Source organism: Bradyrhizobium sp. Pha-3 (assembly GCF_042258615.1).
In the GTDB taxonomy this organism is placed as follows: Bacteria; Pseudomonadota; Alphaproteobacteria; order Rhizobiales; family Xanthobacteraceae; genus Bradyrhizobium.
Genome location: NZ_CP170152.1, coordinates 7,154,724 through 7,175,213, shown reverse-complemented (window position 1 = coordinate 7,175,213; position 20,490 = coordinate 7,154,724). Strand labels below are relative to the sequence as shown.

Sequence of the window (20,490 nt, the reverse complement as noted above, 5' to 3'; positions counted from 1 at the left end):
ACCTGCTTGGCAGGTCAACCTGCGTTCGCACCCTGTAGGCCCCGGTCATGATCGCCAGAGAAGCCCGCTGAGAGCCGTTCGGCTACCGGCCTAAGAAGGGCAGGAGAGACCAGCTTTAACGCACAGGCGGCTGCGGGTCAGGGCAACGCGCTAGGCATGTCCGTCTGTTTCACTTTCCTCAAGGGCGATCTTCATGAACTCATCGGGCTTGAAAGCAACGTCCCCGACCGTCCTTGCCTCGAACAGCGGCGCGCGTGCGGCTGCTCTGAACAGAGCCTCATTGACCATGTGGCCATATTCTTCGGTGATGGCGTACGTCCAAGGCTTACCTTGTCCCGCGCTGATAAGCTTAGCTAGTGCGCGGAGCCGGTAGTCGATAGCGAGGATTACTGTTGTCTTTTGCTCCGGGTGCAAAGCCCGTATCAGCGATATGGCCGGGTCTCCCGGACCTAACTTCTCGCGGTCCTCGTTTATGGCGTCGTGGCCCCTTATGAGCACATCGAACGGGACCGCCGGAATGGGCTTGAGCTTCTTCGGCATGACAATCAGTGCAAGAAGCGGGAAAACACCAGCATGGCTACGAGCACGACTGCAGCAAGGATACCCAATCCTTTGCCATCGAACTCAAAGAACGGACCCTTGAAGCGCAGTTGGTGATCGGACATAGGCGCAACTCTCCTTATGAAAAAGTGGAGTTGCCCTCTGGGCTTGTGTGCTTGTCTTTCTGAGTCGGGTCAAGGGAAACGAGCGTGCTCCCCACTTCACACAGGCCCAAATCACTAGGAACACTTGGAGCGTTGCAGCTAGATCAAGGCTTTAGCTGATTTGTAGGGGAAATCATTCCCCTTGATAACTAGGTTACGCGCCAGGTTCAGATGCCAGAAATCACGGATTTTCTTGTGGGCGTATTCAAGATAATCCGCGCCGATGTCTCCCCCATGCCGCCCGCGATAATCTCGACGGCGCGGATCGCTATAAAATCTGAATTGGTCTGCGGACGATTGGTCGCTTGCCGTCAGGTGGCCTTGCGCCCTGGGGTGGGCTTCCCAAGCACCGCGGGCAATGGCTGCCTGCCGAGAGGTCACTACGCCGATGGCTCGCTTGGTAAGTAGGCGTCCAAGTCCATTGCGTGAACGGCGTAGTTCTGCTGAGCCTTGAGGATGTGGCTGTACAAAGTTAGTAGGCCATTTGTATCAGCGCCAAATAATTCAGCCGGGGTTCTGTACGCCCGTCGCCCTGCGAACCAATTTTCCTTCAGCACGCAGACACCGTGAACATGAGAGTTATCCTCATCGAGGCGCGCCCGCAGCTTTTCGCAGAAATGCTGATAGGTCGGGCCAAGACCTTTCTGCGTGAATGCAACGATATAGTTTCTTGGCGGGGTCGTGTCGGTATGGCGAAGCATTCTCAATGAAGGTGGCTTGCCTGGCTCAATCACAGTCGTTGGAATGATGTACTTCCTCTTGGACCCCACCTTTCGCGTCTGCATGATCGCGTCCATGCTAGTCTGCAACTCGCGCTTCGTGAGCACGGATTTAACTTCAATCGTTGCAAAGACGATCTCTGCCGGAAACAAGCACGAGCCGAACTCGGAAAGCAGTGGCGAGTTGTAGAAATTATCATAGACCACGATGTCGGTTTGTCGGCTAACTTCACCATGTGCGGAGATGACGACGCCGGTGCCTATAGAAAATCGCTTCGGCAATGTGCGAGCAAGCACACTCTTTATGATCTCCTCAGCAATGCGACCACGCTCCCCGTAGTGTGGTAGAAGACGAGCCAACTCGCGCTGAGATTGATCGGCGATGTCCTGAAGCGCCGACATATATGAGAGATGTGGATTTGATCCACTCTTTGATTTTGTCGATTGCTTTGCCATGGGGAGGTTCTACCGAAATTCGACTAGCGAATAAGTGCGGAACATTCGATTGCTGACAATGCAAAACCTCCGCCGTTTTGCAATCGTCTGCTACTGGCCGTGGTCTAGCGCGGTACTAGGACTTTGTGAGCCGTGCGAATATCTCGCCGTTTAAACCGGCGAGTCTCAAATCGCTTGAAACTGGACTTGCGCGTTACTCGCTTGAACGAACTTACCGTAACTCTGCTTGCGTGGTTGAGAGATCGACGACCTGATGAAAATGGGAACGCACGTGCCATCCAAGTGTCGTGCGGATGGGACTTGAAGGCCACTCACTGTTGCGCGCGCTTCGTTCCCAATCTGCTGGCAGAATGGATATTCAGGAGAGCGAGTCGACGTGAGATAGCCGGCTCAATCATCGGGACGGAGAGCAACTGAGAGCCGCAGTGCGATTATGACGCGATGAAAATCGTCGGCATCGCTACCAAAAGACCGCCTTTTTATTCGCTGGGTGCCGTGCGGCAGGACAGCGAACCGCAAGGGTCACGCAAAGAGAAAGTCGCTGGAGCAAGTGCCTCAACCGCTGAATGCGCGCGGCCCCAAACCTTCGTCGAGCCCGATCGTTTCTCACGCCCCGCCGCTTCATTCCGCTTGGTGCTCAGGCTGTCCCCCGGAGGTTAGCGCAAATTTGCGATCTACCAAAGCAATAGGTTTGTACGAAACGAACGGAGTTGGGTCTTCAACTTTTAACCGGTCCAAGCCTCAACGAGAAATCGTCGCGCCGTGAGGTGTCGCCAGCGGCTGGTACAATCGAGAGTTTATCTTTTGTCAAAGATTTGCCGCGACTTTCCAGCCGGCGCCAACGCTATAACCAGTCCTGCAGGGTCTCAGAATGAAAGCATATCTGAACTCCTATCTCTCGAAGCTGCTGGCCGGGGATCTGGCGGCATTCGGCGGGCCGGCCACCGATGAAGCGGTCGCAGGATACATTCGTGCGGAGCAGCTCTCCCTCGTGCTGAGCTATTCGCTGGGCATCATGCTAGCCAACGTCTGCAATGCGACCGTGCTCGCAATTGCGCTTTGGCATTCGCCCGACAGAAGCTTTGCCCTCATCTGGGCTGTGACCGTCGTCTGCGGCGCGCTATCGATAGGCTTGAAAGCGCGTTCATCACGGCTCATGACCAAGCCCCAGTTCGTGTCACGCCAGGCCATGCACCGGCTGGTACGCAATGCGCTGGCCCTCGGAACCGCCTGGGCAATTGTGCCGGTGGCTTTCTTCGCGAACGCCTCCAATGGCGGGCAGCTCGTCATAACATGTCTCTGCTCAGGGATGCTTGCGGGTGGCGCGTTCGCCTTCGCCGCTATTCCGGTGGCGGCAGTTGCGTTCACGGCTCCGATCTTTGTGGGTACGGCGATTTGCCTCGGCAGAAACGACGATTTCGTCTATCTGCTCGTTGCTCTCCTGGTCGCGGCCTATGGCTTCGTGCTCCTGCGCGGAGTTTTCGCCCATTCTTTCGAATTTTCCAGACGCACGATTGCTCAATTGGAGGCCGAAAGGAGGGGCCGACGGGATCCCCTGACGCAACTGCCGAACCGTTTCGCCTTCAATGAGAGCCTCGAAGGCGCTCTCAACCGCCTCACCTGCACGGGCGAGGAGTTCGCGGTTCTTCTTCTCGACCTTGATCGCTTCAAGGAAGTGAACGACAAATTCGGCCACCCCGCGGGTGATGAATTTCTCGTGCAAGCCGCGGCGAGACTACAGCGATGCGCACGGCAAATTGATACTGTTGCGCGCATCGGTGGCGACGAATTTGCGCTTGTTATGACCAATCTGACCAAGGTGGAGGACGCTTTGGAAGTCGCCGAGCGGTTCGTCGGCGCCTTCGCCGAACCATTCGCGATCGAAAAATGCGAGATCGCGGGGACGATCAGCGTCGGAATCGCAGTGGCCCCGCGTGATGGCGACGTGCCTCATGAGCTCCTGAGGAATGCCGACATTGCGCTCTATCGTGCCAAGCAAGCGGGGCCGGGAACGGTCTGCTTCTTTGAGATCAGCGATGGCAAATCGGCGCATGAGCGCAGGGCGCTGCAGCGGGATTTGGAACTCGCGATCGACAGAGACGAGCTGTTCCTCCTCTACCAACCGTTCTTTGATATTCGCGAGAACCGCGTCACTGGCTTCGAGGCCTTGCTGCGTTGGCGGCATCCAGTCCGTGGAGTAATTTCCCCGACCGAGTTCATCCCAATCGCCGAAGAAACCGGACTGATCCACGGAATCGGCGAGTGGGTGGTCCGACGTGCCTGCGCGACGCTTTCAAACTGGCCGTCGGACCTCAGGGTCGCCGTGAACTTCTCGGCAGCTCAATTCCATAACACCAGCATCCTGCAGACAATCGTGCAGGCCCTCTCCGAAGCCAGAGTTGCTCCTCATCGTCTCGAAATCGAAATAACTGAGTCTATGCTGATCTCGAAGTACGCGCCGGCGTCAACGATCCTGAACTCACTCCTGCAATTGGGGGTGACGGTGGCACTTGACGATTTCGGAACGGGATATTCGTCGCTGACTTATTTGCTGAAACTCCCTTACACCCGCATCAAGATCGATCAGTCTTTCATACGGGACATGTTGAGGCGACCGGATAGCGCGGCGATCGTAAAATCAATCATCACACTGACGCAGGACTTGCGGATCGGTGTGGTCGCCGAAGGCGTCGAAACCACCGAGCAGCTCGACTATTTGCGTCAAACTAAATGTGATGAAGTGCAGGGATACCTCATCGGTCGACCGGTCGCGGCCGACCACATCTACGCTCTGCTCGATCAAGAAAAGCAACGGTCGACGCCTGCCGCCTGACTGACGCGGTCACTTCGCAATGCCGATGGTGGTGAACATCCGCATCCCGAGGTGGAACAGACGCCTGGCCTGCTGGAGTATTCCCGACGACTTGCGAGCCGACCGGTCCCCCGGCGAGAGGGCGATGCCGATCGAGGCGCCGATCACCACCTCGATGCCGTCGATCTCGGAAGGCGCGCTCAACGCGCGAATCAGCAGGCAGCAAAGTCGCTCGCGTCGTTGGCGAGGTGTCCACGGCAAAGGAGCACCGCAGATTCGCCGTCGCCGGAGCCGCTACAAGGTTGTTGCCGGCCACCGTCCCGCACAGGCGCTCGGCCAGGCAGGCGATCACCCAATGGGATGGCCCAAAGAATCGTTGACGGTCTTCCTCGAAGACCCCTCGATCGTCGCCAACCTTGGATCGATGGAGGTTGCAACGATCTGGTCGACCGCTGACCTCAAAGATTGACCGTCCGAACCCGTCATTTCGCGATCGTGGCCCTATCGGGAACTCCGACGCGCCTTTCGTTGGTGCCCCGATGCCTGCCGCTTTGGCCGGGGGAAGCATCCTGACGCTGCTGAAACTCGAGTGTCGCCTGAACAGGTTCGGCAAGCTTCACGGCGTCCTCTCCGTGAGCGGCAAGGCGGGACAGCAGTTCAGACAGAAGTTTGAACTCCTCGCGCGTCAAAACACCGAAGAACGCATCGTTCACCGGACGCTGCAGGCAAGCGAGACGGATCAGTCGGTCGAGACCTTGATCGGTGAGGGCGAGCTGCACCCGTCGTCCGTCGCTTGGATGCGTGGTCTTCTCGAGCAGGCCGTCGGAAACCAGCTTGTTGACCTCGTTGGTGACGAAGGCGCCGCTCAGGTGGAGCCGATCGCCAGTTGGTTGATCCCATCGGCTCCTCCATCCTGGAATTCTTGATCGCGATCAGGATCAAATACTGGGTCGGGGATAGATCGACAAAACTTGCGAACCTGGCGAAGTCATTTGCCATGAAGACCTCGACACGCTGGCCGCGCCGCACGTGGTCCCGTTCGTCGCGACGGCACTGGCGCAGTCGAGAGACCGCTACAGCAAGTCCATCGGCGAAGCCCGGCTGATGGTTGGCAACTGCATGCGGATCGAGTGCCGGTCGCCGAAGTCGCGTGCTGGCTGCCACTTCGCCGCCGCCATCGGAGTTCAAGCCGATGATCCCCGACTGGGCCAACGATCAGCACACGCTGGCCGGGCGCAAGCTGGGCCGTGGCCTCGATCACTTCCGCGGCGAGGGTGCGAAGCTGGTGCCACCGCCGACCGCTGACGATCCCTACGAGGACGAAGCCTACCGCTGTGGGCGATCAAGCAGCGGGCCGTGAACATCCCATTACCGGGCATTATCTCCGGCGCGTTTATTTGACCCATCGAGCGGTCTGCACATTCATTGACAAACCAATACGGGTGTTTTCGCGTGCGTCAGCACCTTGTTTGTCACACTGCCGATGAGAAGCGCGGAAAGTCCGCTGCGCCCATGCGATGACATAACAATGAGATCGCAGCCTCTGTCCTCGGCTGCTGCGATAATGGCTTGATGGGGTTGCCCGTTCTCCACTTGAATTGTCTTGCAGGAAACACCAGCCTCCTTGGCCGCATTTGCCGCGCGATCCAACGCACTCGTGGCCTGTTCCTTGCGCAGCTCAGCATATTTCGCGAGTGTTTCAAGGAACGGAGACCCTCTTCTCATTTCTGAAAGCGGTTCCACAATGAAGATTACAGATACTTTGGCTCCAAGGGATTTCGCCAGCGCCAACCCCTGCGCCACCCCATGCTCCGCAAGCTCCGACCCATCTGTCGGAATGAGAATATGCCGGTACATGCTTCACTCCCGATTGTCTGGACGTATCGCTGCCTTCCGAATGTAAAGCTGGACCCGCGTTTCGGATACGGCCTTGAGATAGATCAAATCTATCGGCCCATTGTGGCGCGACCCAGATGTCCACACATGGCCCCCTAAGGTTGCTGGGGCCGCACAATCAGAGGCCGCCTCAGTTGGCGGCCTCTTTCGTTGATGCGATGCCATGTCGCCTCTTGGTCAAAAGGCGAAATTCCGGGCTGACCAGCGCAAGAGTGGCCTCCGATGCGATTTGCCGCACGGGACCGTCCTTCTGATGAGTTAACGTTAGGGAAGATGGCTGACCTGACGGAGAATCGCCGCTATGGGGTCATTTGAAGCACTCGCCATCGTCGTTGTTTTTGTTGTGGCGGCAGTGGTCGTGACCATGCTCGTGCAAATCCGAAGACGATAGCAGGACGGCGTCACGATCCAAGACATGAGCAGCGCGCTATGAAGCCGTCAGGCTTGCCATTGAGCCCGCGCGAAGAACAGCTCCTCAGGCGCATGGCTCTGGGGCGGTCGGATGCTGAGATCGCTCGGCAGATCGGCGGGACCGAAGCGCAAGTTGCGACCCAGCGCCTTCGCTTGCTCAGAAAACTAAAAATCCGATCCAAAGCTGACATCGTAGAGGCGGCGCGTAAGCCGGGAATATGGTGGCCTCGGATGACGTGTCCTAACTCCAGTCAGCCAGCTTCCTAACTGGGACACCCAAGTCCACGCTGCGCTGCAAGTTTAACATCCCCATCGCAATAACAGCCAACTGGCCCACCGGGCCCGTAGATGGCCCCAGCAGCCAGCCTCCCACGGCCCCCAAGGTTGCTGGGGCCGCTCAACAAGAGGCCGCCTCAGTTGGCAGGACCGCAGCTAAGCGCCCTAATTTGTCCGGCAGCGTTGAACGTCAGAACCGCTTTGACCACGCCGTCGCTTGTAAAATACGAGATGACCGGCTCGGTTTGGGAGAGCCGAAGGTCATCCAATTCAAATGCAGGATGATGCGTGAGACGATCAACCCAATAGGCGCGAAGCGCTTCTCGGCCGGTTAGGGTTATCGAGTTGCCGCACTCACAATGAACCACGGCATCGTCGGCGCACATGTCTAGGATGGCTTCAACATCGCCAGCGCGGTAGGCATCAAGCCAATCAACCGCAGCGGCCATCGGGTCAAAGGACATATTTCCTCACCTACATGCCGTGTCGTAGGTGACGGTTAGAACGTTTCTGGGGAGCGCCGATACTGGGAAAAATACTGCCCGCGCCCCCGAAGTGAACCTCTCAATCCGTCTCAGGCTCCCTCTCGTCCTTCGGCGCTGGTGCACCTTTGTGTACCGAGTTGCATAAAATTTAGGTGCGTGCGAAAAATCGCAAATACGATGGCATCGAGGCGTCGCACGGTCCCCGCGCCACGTTCCGGGCCCGGCAGGACCCGGTGAAAGCTTTCGCTTGAAGCAGCAGGGTTCTTGGCGACGCGCAAGATCGAATGCTGGCTGAGTTAGGGCACAACTAAGATTGAGCTTGATCGACCATGCGGTGACGCACCGGCAAGCCCGCTGCAACTGTCGCGCTTTCGTCCAGCTTGCGTCGATCAAGGGACGGCTGCGTGCTCAATGAGTCCGCGCAGCCCTCGTATGTTCGTCAAGTTGTCAGTGTGAACTTTTTGCGAAATTCGGCCGCGACGGTCTCGGCGCGTTCCTGAATGGCTTTGGCATGCTTGGGCGCGGTAATCACCGTGGCGCTCCAGCCGAGGATCGGGTCTTGGCGAACCGACACATACACGCCGCCAATCAACAGCTTCTGATGGATCATATCCTCAAGTTCAGCACTAGTTTTCTGTGTTGCCAAGGGCGTCCCTTTCTGCCGGCGTTGGAACAGCACAAGCTCAAAAGTTCACCTTGAGGGTTGCGTGAGGAATGGCGCTTGCCTCGTTCGCCGTCGCATTTCGTGCACGCACGTGAAGAGTGATGCCAAATCTTGAGGCGCAGAGGGACGCCGTGCGCAGAGCTTGCCCCTCATGTGCCTAGCGGCCAGAGGGGCCGTCTTCCGGCAGGATACTCCGCTCAATGTGCCGGAACAGCCTTGCCAGCTGCAATCGGGGTCTTCCGATTAGCAGTGAGACTAGCAGCGTTGAGACGGCTGGCTCAATTGAACGCAGGTAAAACGTGGGGCATCTAAAGGCATCACGGGACCGAAACTAAGGTTTATGGCGCTCGCCGAGCACTGTAAGCGTGGACGGCAGGCAGCGCGCAGACGACGGCCACGCCAGCGTCGGGTAACGCCATCACGACCACGACCACGACCGCGCAAATACGACAGCCTATCGCTTTTACCAGCGTACAAGCGACCGATAACGGTCGTGTTGAGGAGCTGGGACGACTGTCGGCCTCAGTGCTCTCCCCGGGGCGCTGGGGCCGTTTATTTTTGAGCAGGCACTTTCTGCGGATATTAGGGACGCTTGTGGGGCGATCAATTTCTTGCAGGAACGAAGGGCGTTCGGTGGCACTGTTGCATATCCGGTGCCGTCCTAGGCGGTTGCCGGATGATGACCAAAGTGAAAACTTGGCTCCAGCGTGACCCCTCGCTGGGGCCGCATCTTTCGCGCAGACGGATGGAGAGCCGTCCATGCAGGATGATTACGAGATCTTTCCCGATGCAGAGCTTTGGCTGGCTGCTTTGGTCAGCTGCGGGCCAGCGTTTCTGATCGCCGCCATGATGATCGTATCGCTTACTCAGCCGCAATTCCCGGGCTGCCACCGAGAGGGGGTAGCCGGAGAGGCTTCAAATGCAGCCGAAAATCAAAGAGCATATCTGCCCGGCCTGCAATGGAACGGGCTTCCCGCCGGTTGAGCAGCCTGCTCAGGCGGGCCACAAAATCTATCCGGTCAAATGTAAGACCTGCGACGGCAAGGGCAGGATAACGGACGACAATTGAGGCGGCCTTACTCCGAGCGATCTGCCATCGCCTTATCAATTTCGACAGCCAGATTCCTGAAGTGGGCAGCCAGGCGTTCGTACAGTTCCTGCTTCTTCTGGTCTGTAGCGCTTCTGGCAATCTGGTCGGCATAGTCGGCTTCGGCGCGTAGTTTCTTTGCGCTGGCCTTCATGTCCTCCACAGGGCGTTACCTCGGCGGCTGAAGCTCGGAGGATCGCAGCCACTCACTCACATGCGCGCCGGTCTCAGCCTGTCTGGCCTTCTTCAAAAGGGCCTCCCGGTCCGGTCCAGGTGCGAGCACGTCAGCCTGCAGGCGGAGGCGTTGCGCCTCGTCAGCTAGGCGTTCTTCTAGTGACTGCGTTTGCTTGACACGGCGACGCCTCTGCATGGCGCTGCTCCCTATGGTGTTAGGCGGAAAGCGCGCCGTTGCGTTCTCATCACCGCTTGGCAGTTCTGATGGTTATCAACTGAGGAAGCAGCGTCGGGTTCCATCGATTGAACCGTCGCCAAGCGGGAAGGACGAAATTGCGACCTATGGAAATTTATATGCCTAGAACAGTGAATAAGCTTCTCAGTAGTCCTACCGAGAACACCGGCCGAGCCTACGGCTACGCGAACAGGTCGTTGCCAGCCTGCAGGATTTTCACATAGGTCCCGCTCTCGTGGATCTCTAGCCAGTCCTGATCGATGGCGTACTTGAGGCCGGCGCCATATTCGGCCGGCGTGCCCTTGTCCTGATATAGAAAAGGACCGTTCAGTTTCTCGATGTAGATACGGCAGTTCTGGACCGGCTCGAACGCCCGGGCGTGCTCCATGAGCCTGCGCGCGGCTTTCTCGGGACTGGCGTAGGGACGATCTGCGGTGAATTTCATCGGCGGGGAATCACGACTTCCATCCCACGCTGAATGGCACCGCGTGACCGACCCTGTCATGCCAATTCGGAACTATGTTCACAGCGCCTGCGGCGCCACAAACCGTGCACGCCAAGCGCCAGCCGATGCGCGACCATGGTTGATCTTGGGGTAGGGCGTCCGGCCGGCCTGAAATCGACCAACCGATCGCAACCGCCGTGGCATTGGATATTGCAGGTAGCGTGGCCGTCCGCGAGCCAATCAGCCGGACCTGCCCGGCGGGTAGCGGCCGGACCATTTCGTGGATCGACGCTGGTTCATGGCCAGATGATGGCGCCGATCGCATGCGGAGAGAAGTCGCTAGGAATCGGTCGCCTATGGGTGGCGATCACCAATGGCGGGTCAATCGTCTAGTGCGGTTGGTCCGGATTTTCTTGCCACGTCGTCGAGTGCTCAGAAATCCACTTGGTCGCGTCGTGCTCCGTAACAAAACCCTTGATGACTTCTGTTTCGCCATCGGGCCATAGAATATCGATCCTCCAGCCGGTGCCGGGATTCTTGCAAGCCATGAAAGCTGGTCGCTGCTCGATCATCTGGGGACTATGCGCCGACGGTGGCCGGCTACAAGCCAGTGATCCTGCCACACTTCGCTTTCTGGCCCCGCAAACCTATTGGCGCTGAAATTCCGATCGACGCCGATCCTTTCAGTGATCGGGAGGCTCCGGTAGTCATCCCTCGATAATGAGGCGACCCAGGAACGCATTGCAGGCCTGCTCGGCTTCAGCGAACGTGCTGAAGGGTGATCCGGACACTTGAGCCGCGGGCATATTCAGAAAGTCTGGGCGATATGACGCAACAAAACCGGGCTCTCCATGTAGGCCAGGTCCACTTCGGCTCTCGCTGCTGATAACGAATGAATAGTCGTCGCTGCTTGCGATCCAAATTTCCAGATCCTCAGCAGTATCCACGCGGCGAAAGTGCAGGGCCATTTCACCCTCCACCAGGCAGAGGTCCAAGCGTGGTCCTCCGCGGTCATCCAGATGGACGCCTTAACCTGCTTTTGTACGATTGGCGGCTTCAGCCTCCCGCGCCAGCCGTTCCGCCTTTAGGCGCTCTCGATTGTCGTGGAGTGCCTTTTGCGCTTTCGCGTATTCGGTCATAGTTTCCTTCGTCCTGACCGCTTTAAATATCTTATGGGCTTCGCGTTCTGCAGCTGTCGGCGCCCGGCGGTTTCGGTCGTTAATCATTGGTTGACCTCCCATTTGGGCTCGATGAGTTAACGCATAGATATGCCTTTCGATCCTGTCGGCTACCCGTGCTTCCATCGGGGCGCCGAATTTGGCTCTGACCTGGGATGCAAAAGCGATAGCCGTGCTTGGTGCCGGTTCGAAATGGTCAGCAGTGTCATGGGTGCGAAATGCACCACTGTATGCCGGCTGCTCTCCAGTACATGTCGCATATTAGCTACGGCGAGCGGCGGCAGGGCGTTTGCCAGCGATCCAGCGATCGACGAGTTCGTTGAGGATTCTGAAGGGAAGTGCACCGCTTCCGAGAACGACGTCGTGGAACTCACGCAGGTCAAACGCTCTGCCTAGCGCAGAGCTTGCCTTGCTCCTCAGCGCGAGCATTTGCTGCATGCCAACCTTGTACGCCGCAGCCTGGCCCGGGATGGCGATGTAGCGTTCCACTTCACCGATGGTCTGGGACAAGGGATGGGGAGTGACTTTGTACAGGTAGTCGATCGCCTTTTGGCGCGTCCAGCGACAAGCGTGGATGCCGGTATCCACCACAAGCCGCGGCGCGCCATAGCTCCGCTGCCAGCCGACCGAAATCGGACATCGGATCGCCATACGCACCCATGTCCTTGGCAAGCGACTCTGCATATAGCGCCCATCCTTCGGCATAGGCGGCGTACGAGCCGAACTTCTGGAACGTGGGAACTCCGATCAGTTCGCTCGCGATCGCCAACTGCATGTGATGACCCGGCACGCCCTCGTGATAGGCAAGAGTTTCGAGCTGGAAAGTCTTCAGGATCTCCATGCTGGACAGGTTCACATAGTAGACGCCGGGCCGGCTGCCATCCATCGTCGGCGCCTGATAGAAGGCCAGACCGGTAGATTCCTCACGAAAGACCTCGACGCGCCTGACAACCAGAGGAGCCCTGGGAATCCTCCCAAAATAACTACCGAGCTTGCCCTACATCTGATCCACGACGCGAGTGGCTTCGCGGAGGTACGTGCTCCTTCCCTCCTCGCTGTCGGGATATTCAAACTCGCGGTTTGTCTTAATGTCCTCGAAAAAGGCGGCGAGGTCGCCGCCAAAGCACCAAGCGATGTCTTTATCGCTTCCATCTCTCCGTGGATCCTGGCGACCTCCTCCAACCCGTACTCGTGGATTTGTGTCGCCGAAAGCTCCGTCGTGGTTACGTGCCTGAGCTCCTGGGCGTAGAACTCAACGCCGTCGGGGAGCTTCCAGGCGCCATCGTCCGTGCTCGCCAACGATTCGAGCCGGGCAGCCGCCGCAATCAGGTCAACGTAGGCCGGCTGGACGAACCTGATCATCGCTTGGACGGCTGCTTCGATAAGCTTGGGCTTCCTGGTGTAGGATATGGGGAGCGCCTCGACCTTCGCGCGGAAGTCCGCAAGCCACGTCGAGTCCTTTCCTGACGCATGAAAAGGCACGCCGCTGAGAAGATTGCGACAATCCCGGATGACCTTGTCGTAAGCAAACCTGGGAGCGAAGATTCCCTTGCGATAACGCAACTCGACACCATCGATGACTTGTGCGACCAACCTGCGGACGCCCTCAAGGCGAGAGATGTAGGCCTCCGCATCCTCGGGGTTGCTGTCCCGCGAACGTGCCTGTCATGCAATGTCTCCGTCGACGCGTCGGGTCCCCGAATTGCGTCGGTGAGGTTTCGGAAGCCGCGTTGCAGATGACGCCGAACTACGGCTCAAGCATCATCGCTGTGTGGACCCAGTCTCCGCTGCACTCGAAACGTCCGTCCAGCCTGGTACCGGCGACCAGCCGGGGCGTCACCGAAACGAGCAACCGCGCCGAGAACCGGCCTTGATCCGTATCGAGCGAGTCGATCGTCGCGTCATGAAAGTCAAAGTAGCGTCCCACCTCCGGGAAGAGACACTTAAAGATGGCTTCCTTGGCCGAAAAGACCACGCTGACGATCGACGCAGGTTCCCATTGCGTCGCACTGACAAGGGCGGAAATCTCGTCGGGTGTGGCCACATAGTCGAGCACATCTCTCGCCAGTCCGTGAACCAAAAAATTCCCCACGCCTCAGGTAGTACTAGGTAGTAACGGGCGATCCGGAACAGTACGTCTCGACGAGCTACGTGGAACGCCAGAGATCCATCGCCGCGCATGTCGTCGCGCCGCTTCACCCGGCTCACCACCGGCTTCGCAATGAAGCTGGACAACCACATTGCAGCGGTCGCACTGTACGTTGCGCACTATAATCTCTTAATCTCTGCCGGGTCCACGAGGCTCTTCGCACGACGCCAGCGAAGGTGCTGGCGTCGCGGCAAGGCTTGGACCATTGCGCAGCTTGTGGACGCCGTGCTTTCTGTGGCCCGGCGCGACCCACTGAAACGCCTCGGGATCGGCGCCGGAAGTTCGTAGTAATTCATGGCGGCAAAAACTAAGCCGATTTGCGGCGGCGCTTGCGTTTAGATCGCGGTTGCGGGGCCACTAAAAGAGGTTCGTCCATCGGGAGGGATTCTTGGACTTTCGATTTCCCTCCCCGAATTGGATACTTGAAAGGGGGCGACTCCCTAACCTCCGCAGGTGTCGGCGCGCGCTTAGGCTTTTTGCGATCTTTCGCTTTCGCGGCAACTGCGAGTTGTACTGTGTTCAGATTAGTTATGATTCCCAAATTTGGGCCGGCAAGAAGGTCGTCCAGCGTCACGATTTGAATGCGAGGGCGGATGCCGCCCGGCAGCTCTATATTGCGACCGGTCGCGGCCTCGGTCCGTATGTCCTTCGACGGCTGATCGAGACAAACAAAGACGCCCATATGCGCGCCTTCGCGCTCAACTGTGCCCTTCAGTGCCCTGACCATATCTGGATTGACATTCTTCCCAGCTTTAACCGAGACAATTGCTCTGCCGTAGTCCTTGGCACCACGCATAAAGATGATTTCTCCATCGATACCGCGATCAGCGCCCTTTCCACGCGGCTGTCCACCAACCCTGCCTACAGCCCAAAGCTGAAATTGATATGGATCGAGGGCGGCCAATTTTCTACCTGAGAGTTCATCCCGAGGTATTCCGTCAACTTCATATACCGCGTGCGGAAGCCAAGTCTGGAAACGGTCCTGTATGACTTGAATAGCGAGATACGTAACATCAATCCCGATCCACCTGCGGCCCATCTTCTCGGCTGCATGAATTGCTGTGCCGCATCCGCAAAATGGATCGAGGATCAGATCACCCTCTTTACTTGATGTCGCTATTATTCTTTCGAGAAGTTGCAGCGGCTTTTGCGTCGGGTAATGAAGGCGCTCTTTAGCTTGCGAGTTTATGGCGCTGATATCGCCCCAATCATCGCTCACTGTCACGCCCGGCATCGTGTCCAGGTACCGTTTGAACCGAGGAACTGCGCCGGGTCTGGGCTGAACAATGAGCCCTTTCGATATCAGATCGTTCATTTTCTTGTACGAGTAGCGCCAGTACCGCGTCACCCCCATTACCTCGTATGAGGGATTGCCCTTTGCTGCGCCGCCCGGGCCGGTGATGTTATCGAGCTGGTACGCTCTGCCGTCAGGGTCTTTCAGGCCATATTTCTTAGCAATATAGGCCTCGTCATATGCAGCAAATTGCTGAGTGAAGGTCGCCGCTGCGGTCGTATCCTTCCGATAAACCAACAGCACGTCGCGCACTCGGGGATAATGTGTCGCTCCCTGCGCATAATCTGATTTGGCCGTCGTCCGCTTCCAACTGATCTCATTGACATAGCCTTGTCCCTCAAACACGCAATCCAGAAGCATTTTTAGGTAGTGGCTGTTGCTGGGGTCGCAGTGCAGATAGAGCGTGGCAGTGGGCTTCATGACCCGGCGCATTTCAAGCAGCCTCGGGGCCATCATGGCGAGATAAGCCATTACGTCGCCTTCCTTCAAAAAGGTGCGGCGAAGGGCATCTAAAAGTACGAACGTATCGAGGCTCAGCGTCCGAACGTGATCTAGGGCCCGCTCAGCGCCATTTTCCCAAGTCCACGTATCATCGAACGCTGCTATTTGGGACGACGCGTCCTCTGCAACCGGGGAGCGGAATAATATGTTGTAGGTGGCATTAGAATTGAATGGCGGGTCCAGATACACCAGATCAACGGTGTTGGATTCGATCCGCTGCAACCAGTCTAGGTTGTCTCCAAAATAAAGCCGATTTCTTAGACCTGATTTAGTCACGTCAGAACCCCCGTCCTCACACGGGAGCGGATGTTCCGATACAACCTCAAACGGTTCCCTTACGGCGGCCGGATTGCTGTCGGCATAGTTACCCCGGAGTGAACAACGATCACTCATGGCCTAACCTCGCCTCGGTGCGAGTGGCCGGTTTTGATCTGGCGAGTGGCCTATTTCGGCCAGTACCGCCATGGAAACGATCGGTGATGCTTGGCGGCTCGGCTTGCGCATTACCGCGCGTGTGCGTTCGGCGTTCGATCCGCTTCTGCATCTACCCGACCTCGATCTCAAGATGCTCATCTGGACGCGGCGCGGCCTTCCACTATCCGATCTCGCGTCAAGGGCTCAAATGCCCGAGCTGCGGATCGCGTCGGGTCGCGTGCTGTTTTTCATATGCCCAAAGAGCCGCAGGCCATGAAGGCCAGGATGACCGCATGACACGCGTCGAGTTGGGAGAGCACGCCGCGCAGGAGTTCATTGCGCGCAGGCGGTGTTGCCGATCGCAAGTGATCGCGTCCTCTCGAATGGGCCCTCGATGGGGGTACTCGATGCGCGGCCGCCTACAATCGATATTGGCGCGGGCACCTAGGGAGGGCATTCGAACTTTATATAATAAGCGCGACCCGGTGTTACTGAGTGTTTTGGATGGCATCGAAAAATTAGAGATCGAGGTCGGAATCCGATCCGACAGTGATGGTCCGAAGATCCTTCGTCGCGCGGCGTAACATTTGACAGCGGGTTTTGCTTTTCGGGTAATGTCCGTGAGTGGACGGATCAACCGCGCGTCAAGTAACTAGCGTCGCTGTGTCTCGGGCTTGATGCCCAAAGCCTCTCGATGGCCGCGATGCATAACGTCTCTGTCTCGCTGCGTTGCAATACGCCTCAATTTCACCTTGAGGTCGTCTCTTGAAATCTGCTATGAAATGTAAAGCATGGGGGGGCTGCGTGATGAGCATTACTCGGCGTTCTGTTTGCGCGGGCGCAGCAGTTTCCGCGGTGTTGACCACATCGAGCGCAAAGCCCGCCATCGCGGTGCCAGCTTCAACGAATATTAGTGCACCGCCGGCCTATCGGATCCTGACCCAACTCGCACCTGCCGATCCACCGCCATCTCAGGATGACCTGCAAGATCAGAAACCATTTGAAAACTTCTTGTTGCGACGTATTCACCGTCGAACTGAGTCCGTCGGCGTAAAAATTGACCGCGACGCGGATCCCGAGATTGAAAGATTCGCTAACCAAGCGGCACTTGCCGCCTTCGAGAAACAGCGCCCCGGTCAGATAGGCAAGGAGAGGGACTTCCGCGTACTCCCAATTGAGGTCAGACGCGGAATCATTATCCGAAACTATGATAATCTCACGGACGTTCTTATTGTCGCAGCAGCGGAAGGCCGGAGGATCACTCGCACCGTCGTCTCGAACGTGCGCGACTTCATCTGCCCACTTTATCCATTCTGTTAAGGCGTGACGGTTATGGCATACGTGGAACTCGCCTTCCAATTTGCCAAAGAGGTTTCGACTCAGCTGATCACGATCTCCTCAGCGCTCATCGGCCTGTCGGTGACTTTCGTTAAAGACCTCAAGACAGACGAACCTCTATGGCTTCGGATCAGTTGGGGGCTTTACATTGCGAGTATTTTCTTTGGCGTGTGGCATCTCATGGCGCTCACTGGAGCGCTCGAATCGCTGTCTGCGCCGGGCAAGACGTTCGAATCATTCAAGTGGCCAACGAGGCTGCCGGCCATTGCACAGATCGTTACTTTTATTTGCGGTACAATCTGTCTCATCAAATTTGGCTGGAGGCATGGGCTGCAGCGCCATTGACCTCAGTTCCTGACCTGGTCAAGGAGATCGTGGACGGGTCTGCTTTAGAGATCGGCAAGAAAGAAGCCTTGTTGAATAAGCTGAATGCGTTTCTGGCTGAGGTCGATCGCGACCGAACTTCAATGCAGCGGTTCAACGATTTCATAATGGGGCTCGCCAAGACGACTGCAGACGAAACCGAAGAGTTGGAGCCGACGTGGAAATGGGCGCGTCTCATCGCCGCTATTTTCGGAGCCCGCTATGACGCCGAGAACGCAAAGCTGCCGCCACCCCAAAAAAAGATCGAACCGCCGAAGCGGAAGCTCCCGCAGCCCAGGAGGACAAACGGCAGAAATATAGATATGGACGACGATATTCCCTTCTAGGGGCCTCCGTTTGCCGGCAAAACGTTCTGACCCGCTGAAGGATCGACCGACTGAGGACCAGCAAATCGATGTTCTGCAAGCCCTCAGGACTGCACCGGACCATATGTTGGCTATCACTGCAGCGGCTTACGTGGACTACGCTCTCGAAATGGTCATCCGGGAGCGTTTTAGGATTGATAAGGACGAGGACGCGCGGATATTCGACGGGGCGCAGAACGGCTTTCTGTCTACGGCATCTTCGAAATTCACCATCGCGTACGCCGCCCGGTTTCTCGAAAAAGATGTCCCGCGACGACCTACGGATCATCAACAAGGTCCGAAATATCTTCGCCCACTCAATGCACCAGATTGACTTCAAGCATCCTGAAGTTTCTGCCAGATGTTGCAAGTTGAGCTTGGTGCAGCGACGCAGTGACATGTTTCCTGACGCTGTGACCGCGGACCCGCGCTCGCTCTATTGGAACACCTGCCTCGATTTCTTCGCCGCTTGGCAATTCCAGCGGCACGGTATCCAAGAGGACGGGACAATCATGTATGTCGCTCCAATCGATGAACCGTAAGGAGATCATCGGGGCGCCACCAATTTGCGGCCCGGTCGCGATGCCCATTAGACGTTCTGCGACCGCACGAGATCCCGGTACTCATCAAATCCCGAGTCTGAGAGGGTCGTCCGGTCTGTTCGACCAAAATACTTGGCGACGCGCGCCGCAGTTACTTCCGCTGTACCGTTGGTGAGATCGCAGTTAAACGCTGTTATGGCAGCCTGCGGTGGGACCAGTTTGCCGGGGTTGGGAATGAACCCGGCCGCCACGCAGGTGTCGCGGATGTCCTCATAGGCAGCCGTCAGCACCGCAAGATCGTTGTGCGAGCCGATGAAGTCATCGAGATAGACCGAGATACACACGCCTTTCGCTATCGCCCGGTCGATTGCGTCGGCGACCTCGGACTTAATGAGCGCGAGGCTTGCGAGCAATGGGGATTGAACGAAGCCGATGGGGAGTGCATGCGGCGGTCCTGGAAGCGGATTGCGGACGCACGACCACATGGCGAACGTGTTGGCGCCGGGGTAGCCCCACTGACGCAGTGCTCTGGTCACGCGCATCCGCGCGATCGAGTAGTAGAAATTTTGGATGTCGATTTTGAAGAAGAGGGTGTTGTTCAGGTGTGCATGCAGGGCAGCGACATGGCCACCCTTTTTGAAGTGATACATGTAGTCGGGAAATACGACGCGGCGCTTGAAGTAGGCGAGCATCCGCCGGCCACGTCGTTCGCACTTGTCATTCGGGACGAAAAACCATTTACCGCGCGAGCGATATTTGAACTCGTAATTGGCGATCATGGCAGTTGGCGACCTTACCCACAATTTCAATCAGAAGATTGACGACGGTCAGGACCGGTATCAACCATTCCGCGATCTTGCGGGTAAGGGTCGCCATACGTGCAAAAAATCTGCGCATATGGCATCTCCATAGTTCCCCGCCAGCTACCCGCGACCCAATAACTTGGAGTCGTCAACCGAGAAGCACCTGATACGCAACGTTACGTCACGCATCAGTTGTCCGAACGCGAACATCCGAACCATTGCGATCCGAATATCCGGTGTCGCCAGGTCATCGCCAGCGGAAAGAGCTACGTGGAGATGCGGGTTCCCCGTTTCAAGGGCTATTGACTCAAAAGCGTACGTTCTGGTTTTTTTCTATATGCCAGAGAACCGTCGCTTTCCGCCGCCGTGGACGATTGATCGGCCGCACCAGGATTCGTTCGTGGTGAAGGACGCAAATGGGATCGTGGTCGCGACAGTCCACTGCCGGGACGATCTACAAAAGTGGTCGTTCGGCCCACTTCAAGCTCACCTCGGAGGAGGCTAGGAAGATCGGCAAAGCGATTTCGCGTATTCCTGAGTTCATGGTGCAGCGGAGGGGGTTCTATTCCCGAGGGCCGGGCAGTTACCGATGGAATCCGGCGAGGCCGTATCATGTGGCGTTCGCGGACGGGTATATTTGCGCCCACTGGCATCTCATCAATGAGCTGTGCAAGCTCAACGGTATCCCTTTCGATTCGGCGGGCGAAAAGATCGAGCGGGGCGGCCTATGGTGCGTCTATGAGTTCGGGCAGCAGCTCGACGCTATGATGGTCTGGGCTCGTTTTGAAGGGCGGTGGCTCCGAGGCGAGGAGTTCTCATATCCTGAGCCGCCGGAGAACATGCCGAACATGAAGGACGTGAGTCGCTCGCCCGCTTGGAATAAGAAGCCGCCAGACCTTCGGAGGTGTCTGTGAAGAAGGGGGAAGTCGAAGCCGCCATGCCCACGTTGCTCGACAAGCGGAGGGATACTTTCGGTGGGCGTGTGGCGCGCGGGAGTTCACCCCGCTGGCGAGCTTCCTGGAGCTTGGGAACCTCAACCGCGGATCATGGCGCCGGTAATTGGAGCACTTGTCGTCAGATGCGGTCGCACTTTCTGTGCCAAGATGTTCTGAATTACCCTGTAACCTATTGATCGGATTAGAGCCGAACTGGTCTGTAATTCAGGATAGACCTTGATAT

The 20,490-nt window shown here is 57.4% G+C and carries 27 protein-coding genes and 1 pseudogene; 11 read left to right on the top strand and 17 right to left on the bottom strand.

The features are described 5' to 3' along the window. Positions 1-150: 150 nt before the first annotated feature. The 4 genes from ACE10Z_RS33720 to ACE10Z_RS33705 all read right to left on the bottom strand — a co-directional run bounded on the left by ACE10Z_RS33720 (position 151) and on the right by ACE10Z_RS33705 (position 2,194). Positions 151-540 (bottom strand): hypothetical protein, encoded by a 390-nt coding sequence (locus ACE10Z_RS33720; protein ID WP_375784650.1) that lies wholly within the window; start codon positions 538-540, stop codon positions 151-153. Between the two features lie 263 nt (positions 541-803). Further along, positions 804-1,085 carry a hypothetical protein gene (locus ACE10Z_RS33715; protein ID WP_375784649.1) on the bottom strand — a complete coding sequence of 94 codons (282 nt, stop codon included), beginning with the start codon at positions 1,083-1,085 and terminating at the stop codon, positions 804-806. Further along, positions 1,085-1,879: a DUF6602 domain-containing protein gene (locus tag ACE10Z_RS33710; protein WP_375784648.1), complete on the bottom strand. Its 795-nt coding sequence runs from the start codon at positions 1,877-1,879 to the stop codon at positions 1,085-1,087. Before ACE10Z_RS33710 ends, ACE10Z_RS33715 begins: the two co-directional genes overlap by 1 nt. 165 nt (positions 1,880-2,044) lie before the next feature. Then, positions 2,045-2,194 (bottom strand): hypothetical protein, encoded by a 150-nt coding sequence (locus tag ACE10Z_RS33705; protein WP_375784647.1) that lies wholly within the window; start codon positions 2,192-2,194, stop codon positions 2,045-2,047. Between the two features lie 556 nt (positions 2,195-2,750). On the opposite strand from ACE10Z_RS33705, the gene ACE10Z_RS33700 reads away from it, so the two are divergent. The 4 genes from ACE10Z_RS33700 to ACE10Z_RS33685 all read left to right on the top strand — a co-directional run bounded on the left by ACE10Z_RS33700 (position 2,751) and on the right by ACE10Z_RS33685 (position 6,051). After that, the gene (locus ACE10Z_RS33700; RefSeq protein WP_375784646.1) at positions 2,751-4,712 is read left to right on the top strand and encodes a putative bifunctional diguanylate cyclase/phosphodiesterase; all 1,962 of its coding nucleotides are present in this window, start codon (positions 2,751-2,753) and stop codon (positions 4,710-4,712) included. 124 nt (positions 4,713-4,836) lie between these two features. After that, positions 4,837-5,160, top strand: a complete 324-nt coding sequence (locus tag ACE10Z_RS33695) for a hypothetical protein (RefSeq protein WP_375784645.1) — start codon at positions 4,837-4,839, stop codon at positions 5,158-5,160. Positions 5,161-5,230: 70 nt separating this feature from the next. Beyond that, positions 5,231-5,617, top strand: coding sequence for a hypothetical protein (locus tag ACE10Z_RS33690; RefSeq protein ID WP_375784644.1), 387 nt, complete (start codon positions 5,231-5,233; stop codon positions 5,615-5,617). A 224-nt stretch (positions 5,618-5,841) separates the two neighbouring features. Beyond that, positions 5,842-6,051, top strand: a complete 210-nt coding sequence (locus ACE10Z_RS33685) for a hypothetical protein (protein ID WP_375784643.1) — start codon at positions 5,842-5,844, stop codon at positions 6,049-6,051. A 62-nt stretch (positions 6,052-6,113) separates the two neighbouring features. Here the strand turns inward: ACE10Z_RS33685 and ACE10Z_RS33680 are convergent, their stop codons facing one another. Beyond that, positions 6,114-6,548 carry a universal stress protein gene (locus ACE10Z_RS33680; RefSeq protein WP_375784642.1) on the bottom strand — a complete coding sequence of 145 codons (435 nt, stop codon included), beginning with the start codon at positions 6,546-6,548 and terminating at the stop codon, positions 6,114-6,116. Positions 6,549-7,016: 468 nt separating this feature from the next. On the opposite strand from ACE10Z_RS33680, the gene ACE10Z_RS33675 reads away from it, so the two are divergent. After that, on the top strand, positions 7,017-7,265 hold the full coding sequence (locus ACE10Z_RS33675; RefSeq protein ID WP_375784641.1) for a response regulator transcription factor: 249 nt from the start codon (positions 7,017-7,019) through the stop codon (positions 7,263-7,265). Positions 7,266-7,411: 146 nt separating this feature from the next. On the opposite strand, the gene ACE10Z_RS33670 is transcribed toward ACE10Z_RS33675, so the two are convergent. Together ACE10Z_RS33670 and ACE10Z_RS33665 are read right to left on the bottom strand one after the other, a co-directional pair. Then, entirely contained in the window at positions 7,412-7,738 is a 327-nt protein-coding gene (locus ACE10Z_RS33670; RefSeq protein ID WP_375784640.1) for a nuclear transport factor 2 family protein, read from the bottom strand. Between the two features lie 460 nt (positions 7,739-8,198). Then, the gene (locus tag ACE10Z_RS33665; RefSeq protein ID WP_375784639.1) at positions 8,199-8,405 is read right to left on the bottom strand and encodes a hypothetical protein; all 207 of its coding nucleotides are present in this window, start codon (positions 8,403-8,405) and stop codon (positions 8,199-8,201) included. Positions 8,406-9,182: 777 nt separating this feature from the next. Here ACE10Z_RS33665 and ACE10Z_RS33660 point away from each other — a divergent pair. After that, positions 9,183-9,407, top strand: a complete 225-nt coding sequence (locus ACE10Z_RS33660) for a hypothetical protein (protein ID WP_375784638.1) — start codon at positions 9,183-9,185, stop codon at positions 9,405-9,407. Between the two features lie 92 nt (positions 9,408-9,499). On the opposite strand, the gene ACE10Z_RS33655 is transcribed toward ACE10Z_RS33660, so the two are convergent. The 8 genes and pseudogenes from ACE10Z_RS33655 to ACE10Z_RS33620 form a co-directional block, all read right to left on the bottom strand. Continuing rightward, complete coding sequence (locus tag ACE10Z_RS33655) at positions 9,500-9,664, bottom strand: hypothetical protein (protein WP_375784637.1); 165 nt, start codon at positions 9,662-9,664, stop codon at positions 9,500-9,502. Positions 9,665-10,100: 436 nt separating this feature from the next. Then, the gene (locus ACE10Z_RS33650; protein ID WP_375784636.1) at positions 10,101-10,364 is read right to left on the bottom strand and encodes a hypothetical protein; all 264 of its coding nucleotides are present in this window, start codon (positions 10,362-10,364) and stop codon (positions 10,101-10,103) included. Positions 10,365-11,071: 707 nt separating this feature from the next. After that, on the bottom strand, positions 11,072-11,359 hold the full coding sequence (locus tag ACE10Z_RS33645; RefSeq protein WP_375784635.1) for a hypothetical protein: 288 nt from the start codon (positions 11,357-11,359) through the stop codon (positions 11,072-11,074). 33 nt (positions 11,360-11,392) lie between these two features. Beyond that, positions 11,393-11,590: a hypothetical protein gene (locus tag ACE10Z_RS33640; RefSeq protein ID WP_375784634.1), complete on the bottom strand. Its 198-nt coding sequence runs from the start codon at positions 11,588-11,590 to the stop codon at positions 11,393-11,395. Positions 11,591-11,803: 213 nt separating this feature from the next. After that, positions 11,804-12,497 (bottom strand): annotated as a pseudogene (locus tag ACE10Z_RS33635) (DUF885 family protein). After that, on the bottom strand, positions 12,395-13,135 hold the full coding sequence (locus ACE10Z_RS33630; RefSeq protein WP_375784633.1) for a DUF885 family protein: 741 nt from the start codon (positions 13,133-13,135) through the stop codon (positions 12,395-12,397). The pseudogene ACE10Z_RS33635 and the gene ACE10Z_RS33630 overlap by 103 nt, the downstream one beginning before the upstream one ends. A gap of 154 nt (positions 13,136-13,289) precedes the next feature. Continuing rightward, positions 13,290-13,598: a 4'-phosphopantetheinyl transferase gene (locus ACE10Z_RS33625; protein WP_375784632.1), complete on the bottom strand. Its 309-nt coding sequence runs from the start codon at positions 13,596-13,598 to the stop codon at positions 13,290-13,292. Positions 13,599-13,998: 400 nt separating this feature from the next. Beyond that, positions 13,999-15,762 (bottom strand): DNA methyltransferase, encoded by a 1,764-nt coding sequence (locus ACE10Z_RS33620; RefSeq protein WP_375784631.1) that lies wholly within the window; start codon positions 15,760-15,762, stop codon positions 13,999-14,001. Between the two features lie 945 nt (positions 15,763-16,707). On the opposite strand from ACE10Z_RS33620, the gene ACE10Z_RS33615 reads away from it, so the two are divergent. From ACE10Z_RS33615 to ACE10Z_RS33600, 4 genes are read left to right on the top strand one after another with little or no spacing between them, the layout of a single operon-like run. After that, entirely contained in the window at positions 16,708-17,220 is a 513-nt protein-coding gene (locus tag ACE10Z_RS33615; protein ID WP_375784630.1) for a hypothetical protein, read from the top strand. A 12-nt stretch (positions 17,221-17,232) separates the two neighbouring features. Further along, the gene (locus tag ACE10Z_RS33610; protein WP_375784629.1) at positions 17,233-17,583 is read left to right on the top strand and encodes a hypothetical protein; all 351 of its coding nucleotides are present in this window, start codon (positions 17,233-17,235) and stop codon (positions 17,581-17,583) included. Beyond that, entirely contained in the window at positions 17,580-17,948 is a 369-nt protein-coding gene (locus ACE10Z_RS33605) for a hypothetical protein (protein ID WP_375784628.1), read from the top strand. The genes ACE10Z_RS33610 and ACE10Z_RS33605 overlap by 4 nt, the downstream gene beginning before the upstream one ends. A gap of 10 nt (positions 17,949-17,958) precedes the next feature. Next, positions 17,959-18,300 carry a hypothetical protein gene (locus ACE10Z_RS33600; RefSeq protein WP_375784627.1) on the top strand — a complete coding sequence of 114 codons (342 nt, stop codon included), beginning with the start codon at positions 17,959-17,961 and terminating at the stop codon, positions 18,298-18,300. On the opposite strand, the gene ACE10Z_RS33595 is transcribed toward ACE10Z_RS33600, so the two are convergent. Both ACE10Z_RS33595 and ACE10Z_RS33590 read right to left on the bottom strand, forming a co-directional pair. Further along, entirely contained in the window at positions 18,284-18,556 is a 273-nt protein-coding gene (locus tag ACE10Z_RS33595; RefSeq protein WP_375784626.1) for a hypothetical protein, read from the bottom strand. The two genes, ACE10Z_RS33600 and ACE10Z_RS33595, sit on opposite strands and share 17 nt — an antisense overlap. Then, positions 18,556-19,287 carry a reverse transcriptase domain-containing protein gene (locus ACE10Z_RS33590; RefSeq protein ID WP_375784625.1) on the bottom strand — a complete coding sequence of 244 codons (732 nt, stop codon included), beginning with the start codon at positions 19,285-19,287 and terminating at the stop codon, positions 18,556-18,558. Before ACE10Z_RS33590 ends, ACE10Z_RS33595 begins: the two co-directional genes overlap by 1 nt. Positions 19,288-19,727: 440 nt before the next feature. Here ACE10Z_RS33590 and ACE10Z_RS33585 point away from each other — a divergent pair, with 440 nt between their 5' ends. Next, the gene (locus ACE10Z_RS33585; protein ID WP_375784624.1) at positions 19,728-20,225 is read left to right on the top strand and encodes a hypothetical protein; all 498 of its coding nucleotides are present in this window, start codon (positions 19,728-19,730) and stop codon (positions 20,223-20,225) included. Positions 20,226-20,490: the final 265 nt, after the last annotated feature.

Bases quoted from the DNA above. Each gene is read 5' to 3' on its own strand.
- ACE10Z_RS33660 (WP_375784638.1), top strand. From the start codon at position 9,183: ATGCAGGATGATTACGAGATCTTTCCCGATGCAGAGCTTTGGCTGGCT.
- ACE10Z_RS33640 (WP_375784634.1), bottom strand. From the start codon at position 11,590: ATGATTAACGACCGAAACCGCCGGGCGCCGACAGCTGCAGAACGCGAA.
- ACE10Z_RS33610 (WP_375784629.1), top strand. From the start codon at position 17,233: ATGGCATACGTGGAACTCGCCTTCCAATTTGCCAAAGAGGTTTCGACT.
- ACE10Z_RS33590 (WP_375784625.1), bottom strand. From the start codon at position 19,287: ATGATCGCCAATTACGAGTTCAAATATCGCTCGCGCGGTAAATGGTTT.
- ACE10Z_RS33670 (WP_375784640.1), bottom strand. From the start codon at position 7,738: ATGTCCTTTGACCCGATGGCCGCTGCGGTTGATTGGCTTGATGCCTAC.
- ACE10Z_RS33675 (WP_375784641.1), top strand. From the start codon at position 7,017: ATGAAGCCGTCAGGCTTGCCATTGAGCCCGCGCGAAGAACAGCTCCTC.
- ACE10Z_RS33615 (WP_375784630.1), top strand. From the start codon at position 16,708: ATGAGCATTACTCGGCGTTCTGTTTGCGCGGGCGCAGCAGTTTCCGCG.
- ACE10Z_RS33655 (WP_375784637.1), bottom strand. From the start codon at position 9,664: ATGAAGGCCAGCGCAAAGAAACTACGCGCCGAAGCCGACTATGCCGAC.
- ACE10Z_RS33690 (WP_375784644.1), top strand. From the start codon at position 5,231: ATGCCTGCCGCTTTGGCCGGGGGAAGCATCCTGACGCTGCTGAAACTC.
- ACE10Z_RS33680 (WP_375784642.1), bottom strand. From the start codon at position 6,548: ATGTACCGGCATATTCTCATTCCGACAGATGGGTCGGAGCTTGCGGAG.
- ACE10Z_RS33710 (WP_375784648.1), bottom strand. From the start codon at position 1,879: ATGGCAAAGCAATCGACAAAATCAAAGAGTGGATCAAATCCACATCTC.
- ACE10Z_RS33585 (WP_375784624.1), top strand. From the start codon at position 19,728: ATGGGATCGTGGTCGCGACAGTCCACTGCCGGGACGATCTACAAAAGT.
- ACE10Z_RS33695 (WP_375784645.1), top strand. From the start codon at position 4,837: ATGCCGATCGAGGCGCCGATCACCACCTCGATGCCGTCGATCTCGGAA.
- ACE10Z_RS33720 (WP_375784650.1), bottom strand. From the start codon at position 540: ATGCCGAAGAAGCTCAAGCCCATTCCGGCGGTCCCGTTCGATGTGCTC.
- ACE10Z_RS33650 (WP_375784636.1), bottom strand. From the start codon at position 10,364: ATGAAATTCACCGCAGATCGTCCCTACGCCAGTCCCGAGAAAGCCGCG.
- ACE10Z_RS33595 (WP_375784626.1), bottom strand. From the start codon at position 18,556: ATGGGCATCGCGACCGGGCCGCAAATTGGTGGCGCCCCGATGATCTCC.
- ACE10Z_RS33700 (WP_375784646.1), top strand. From the start codon at position 2,751: ATGAAAGCATATCTGAACTCCTATCTCTCGAAGCTGCTGGCCGGGGAT.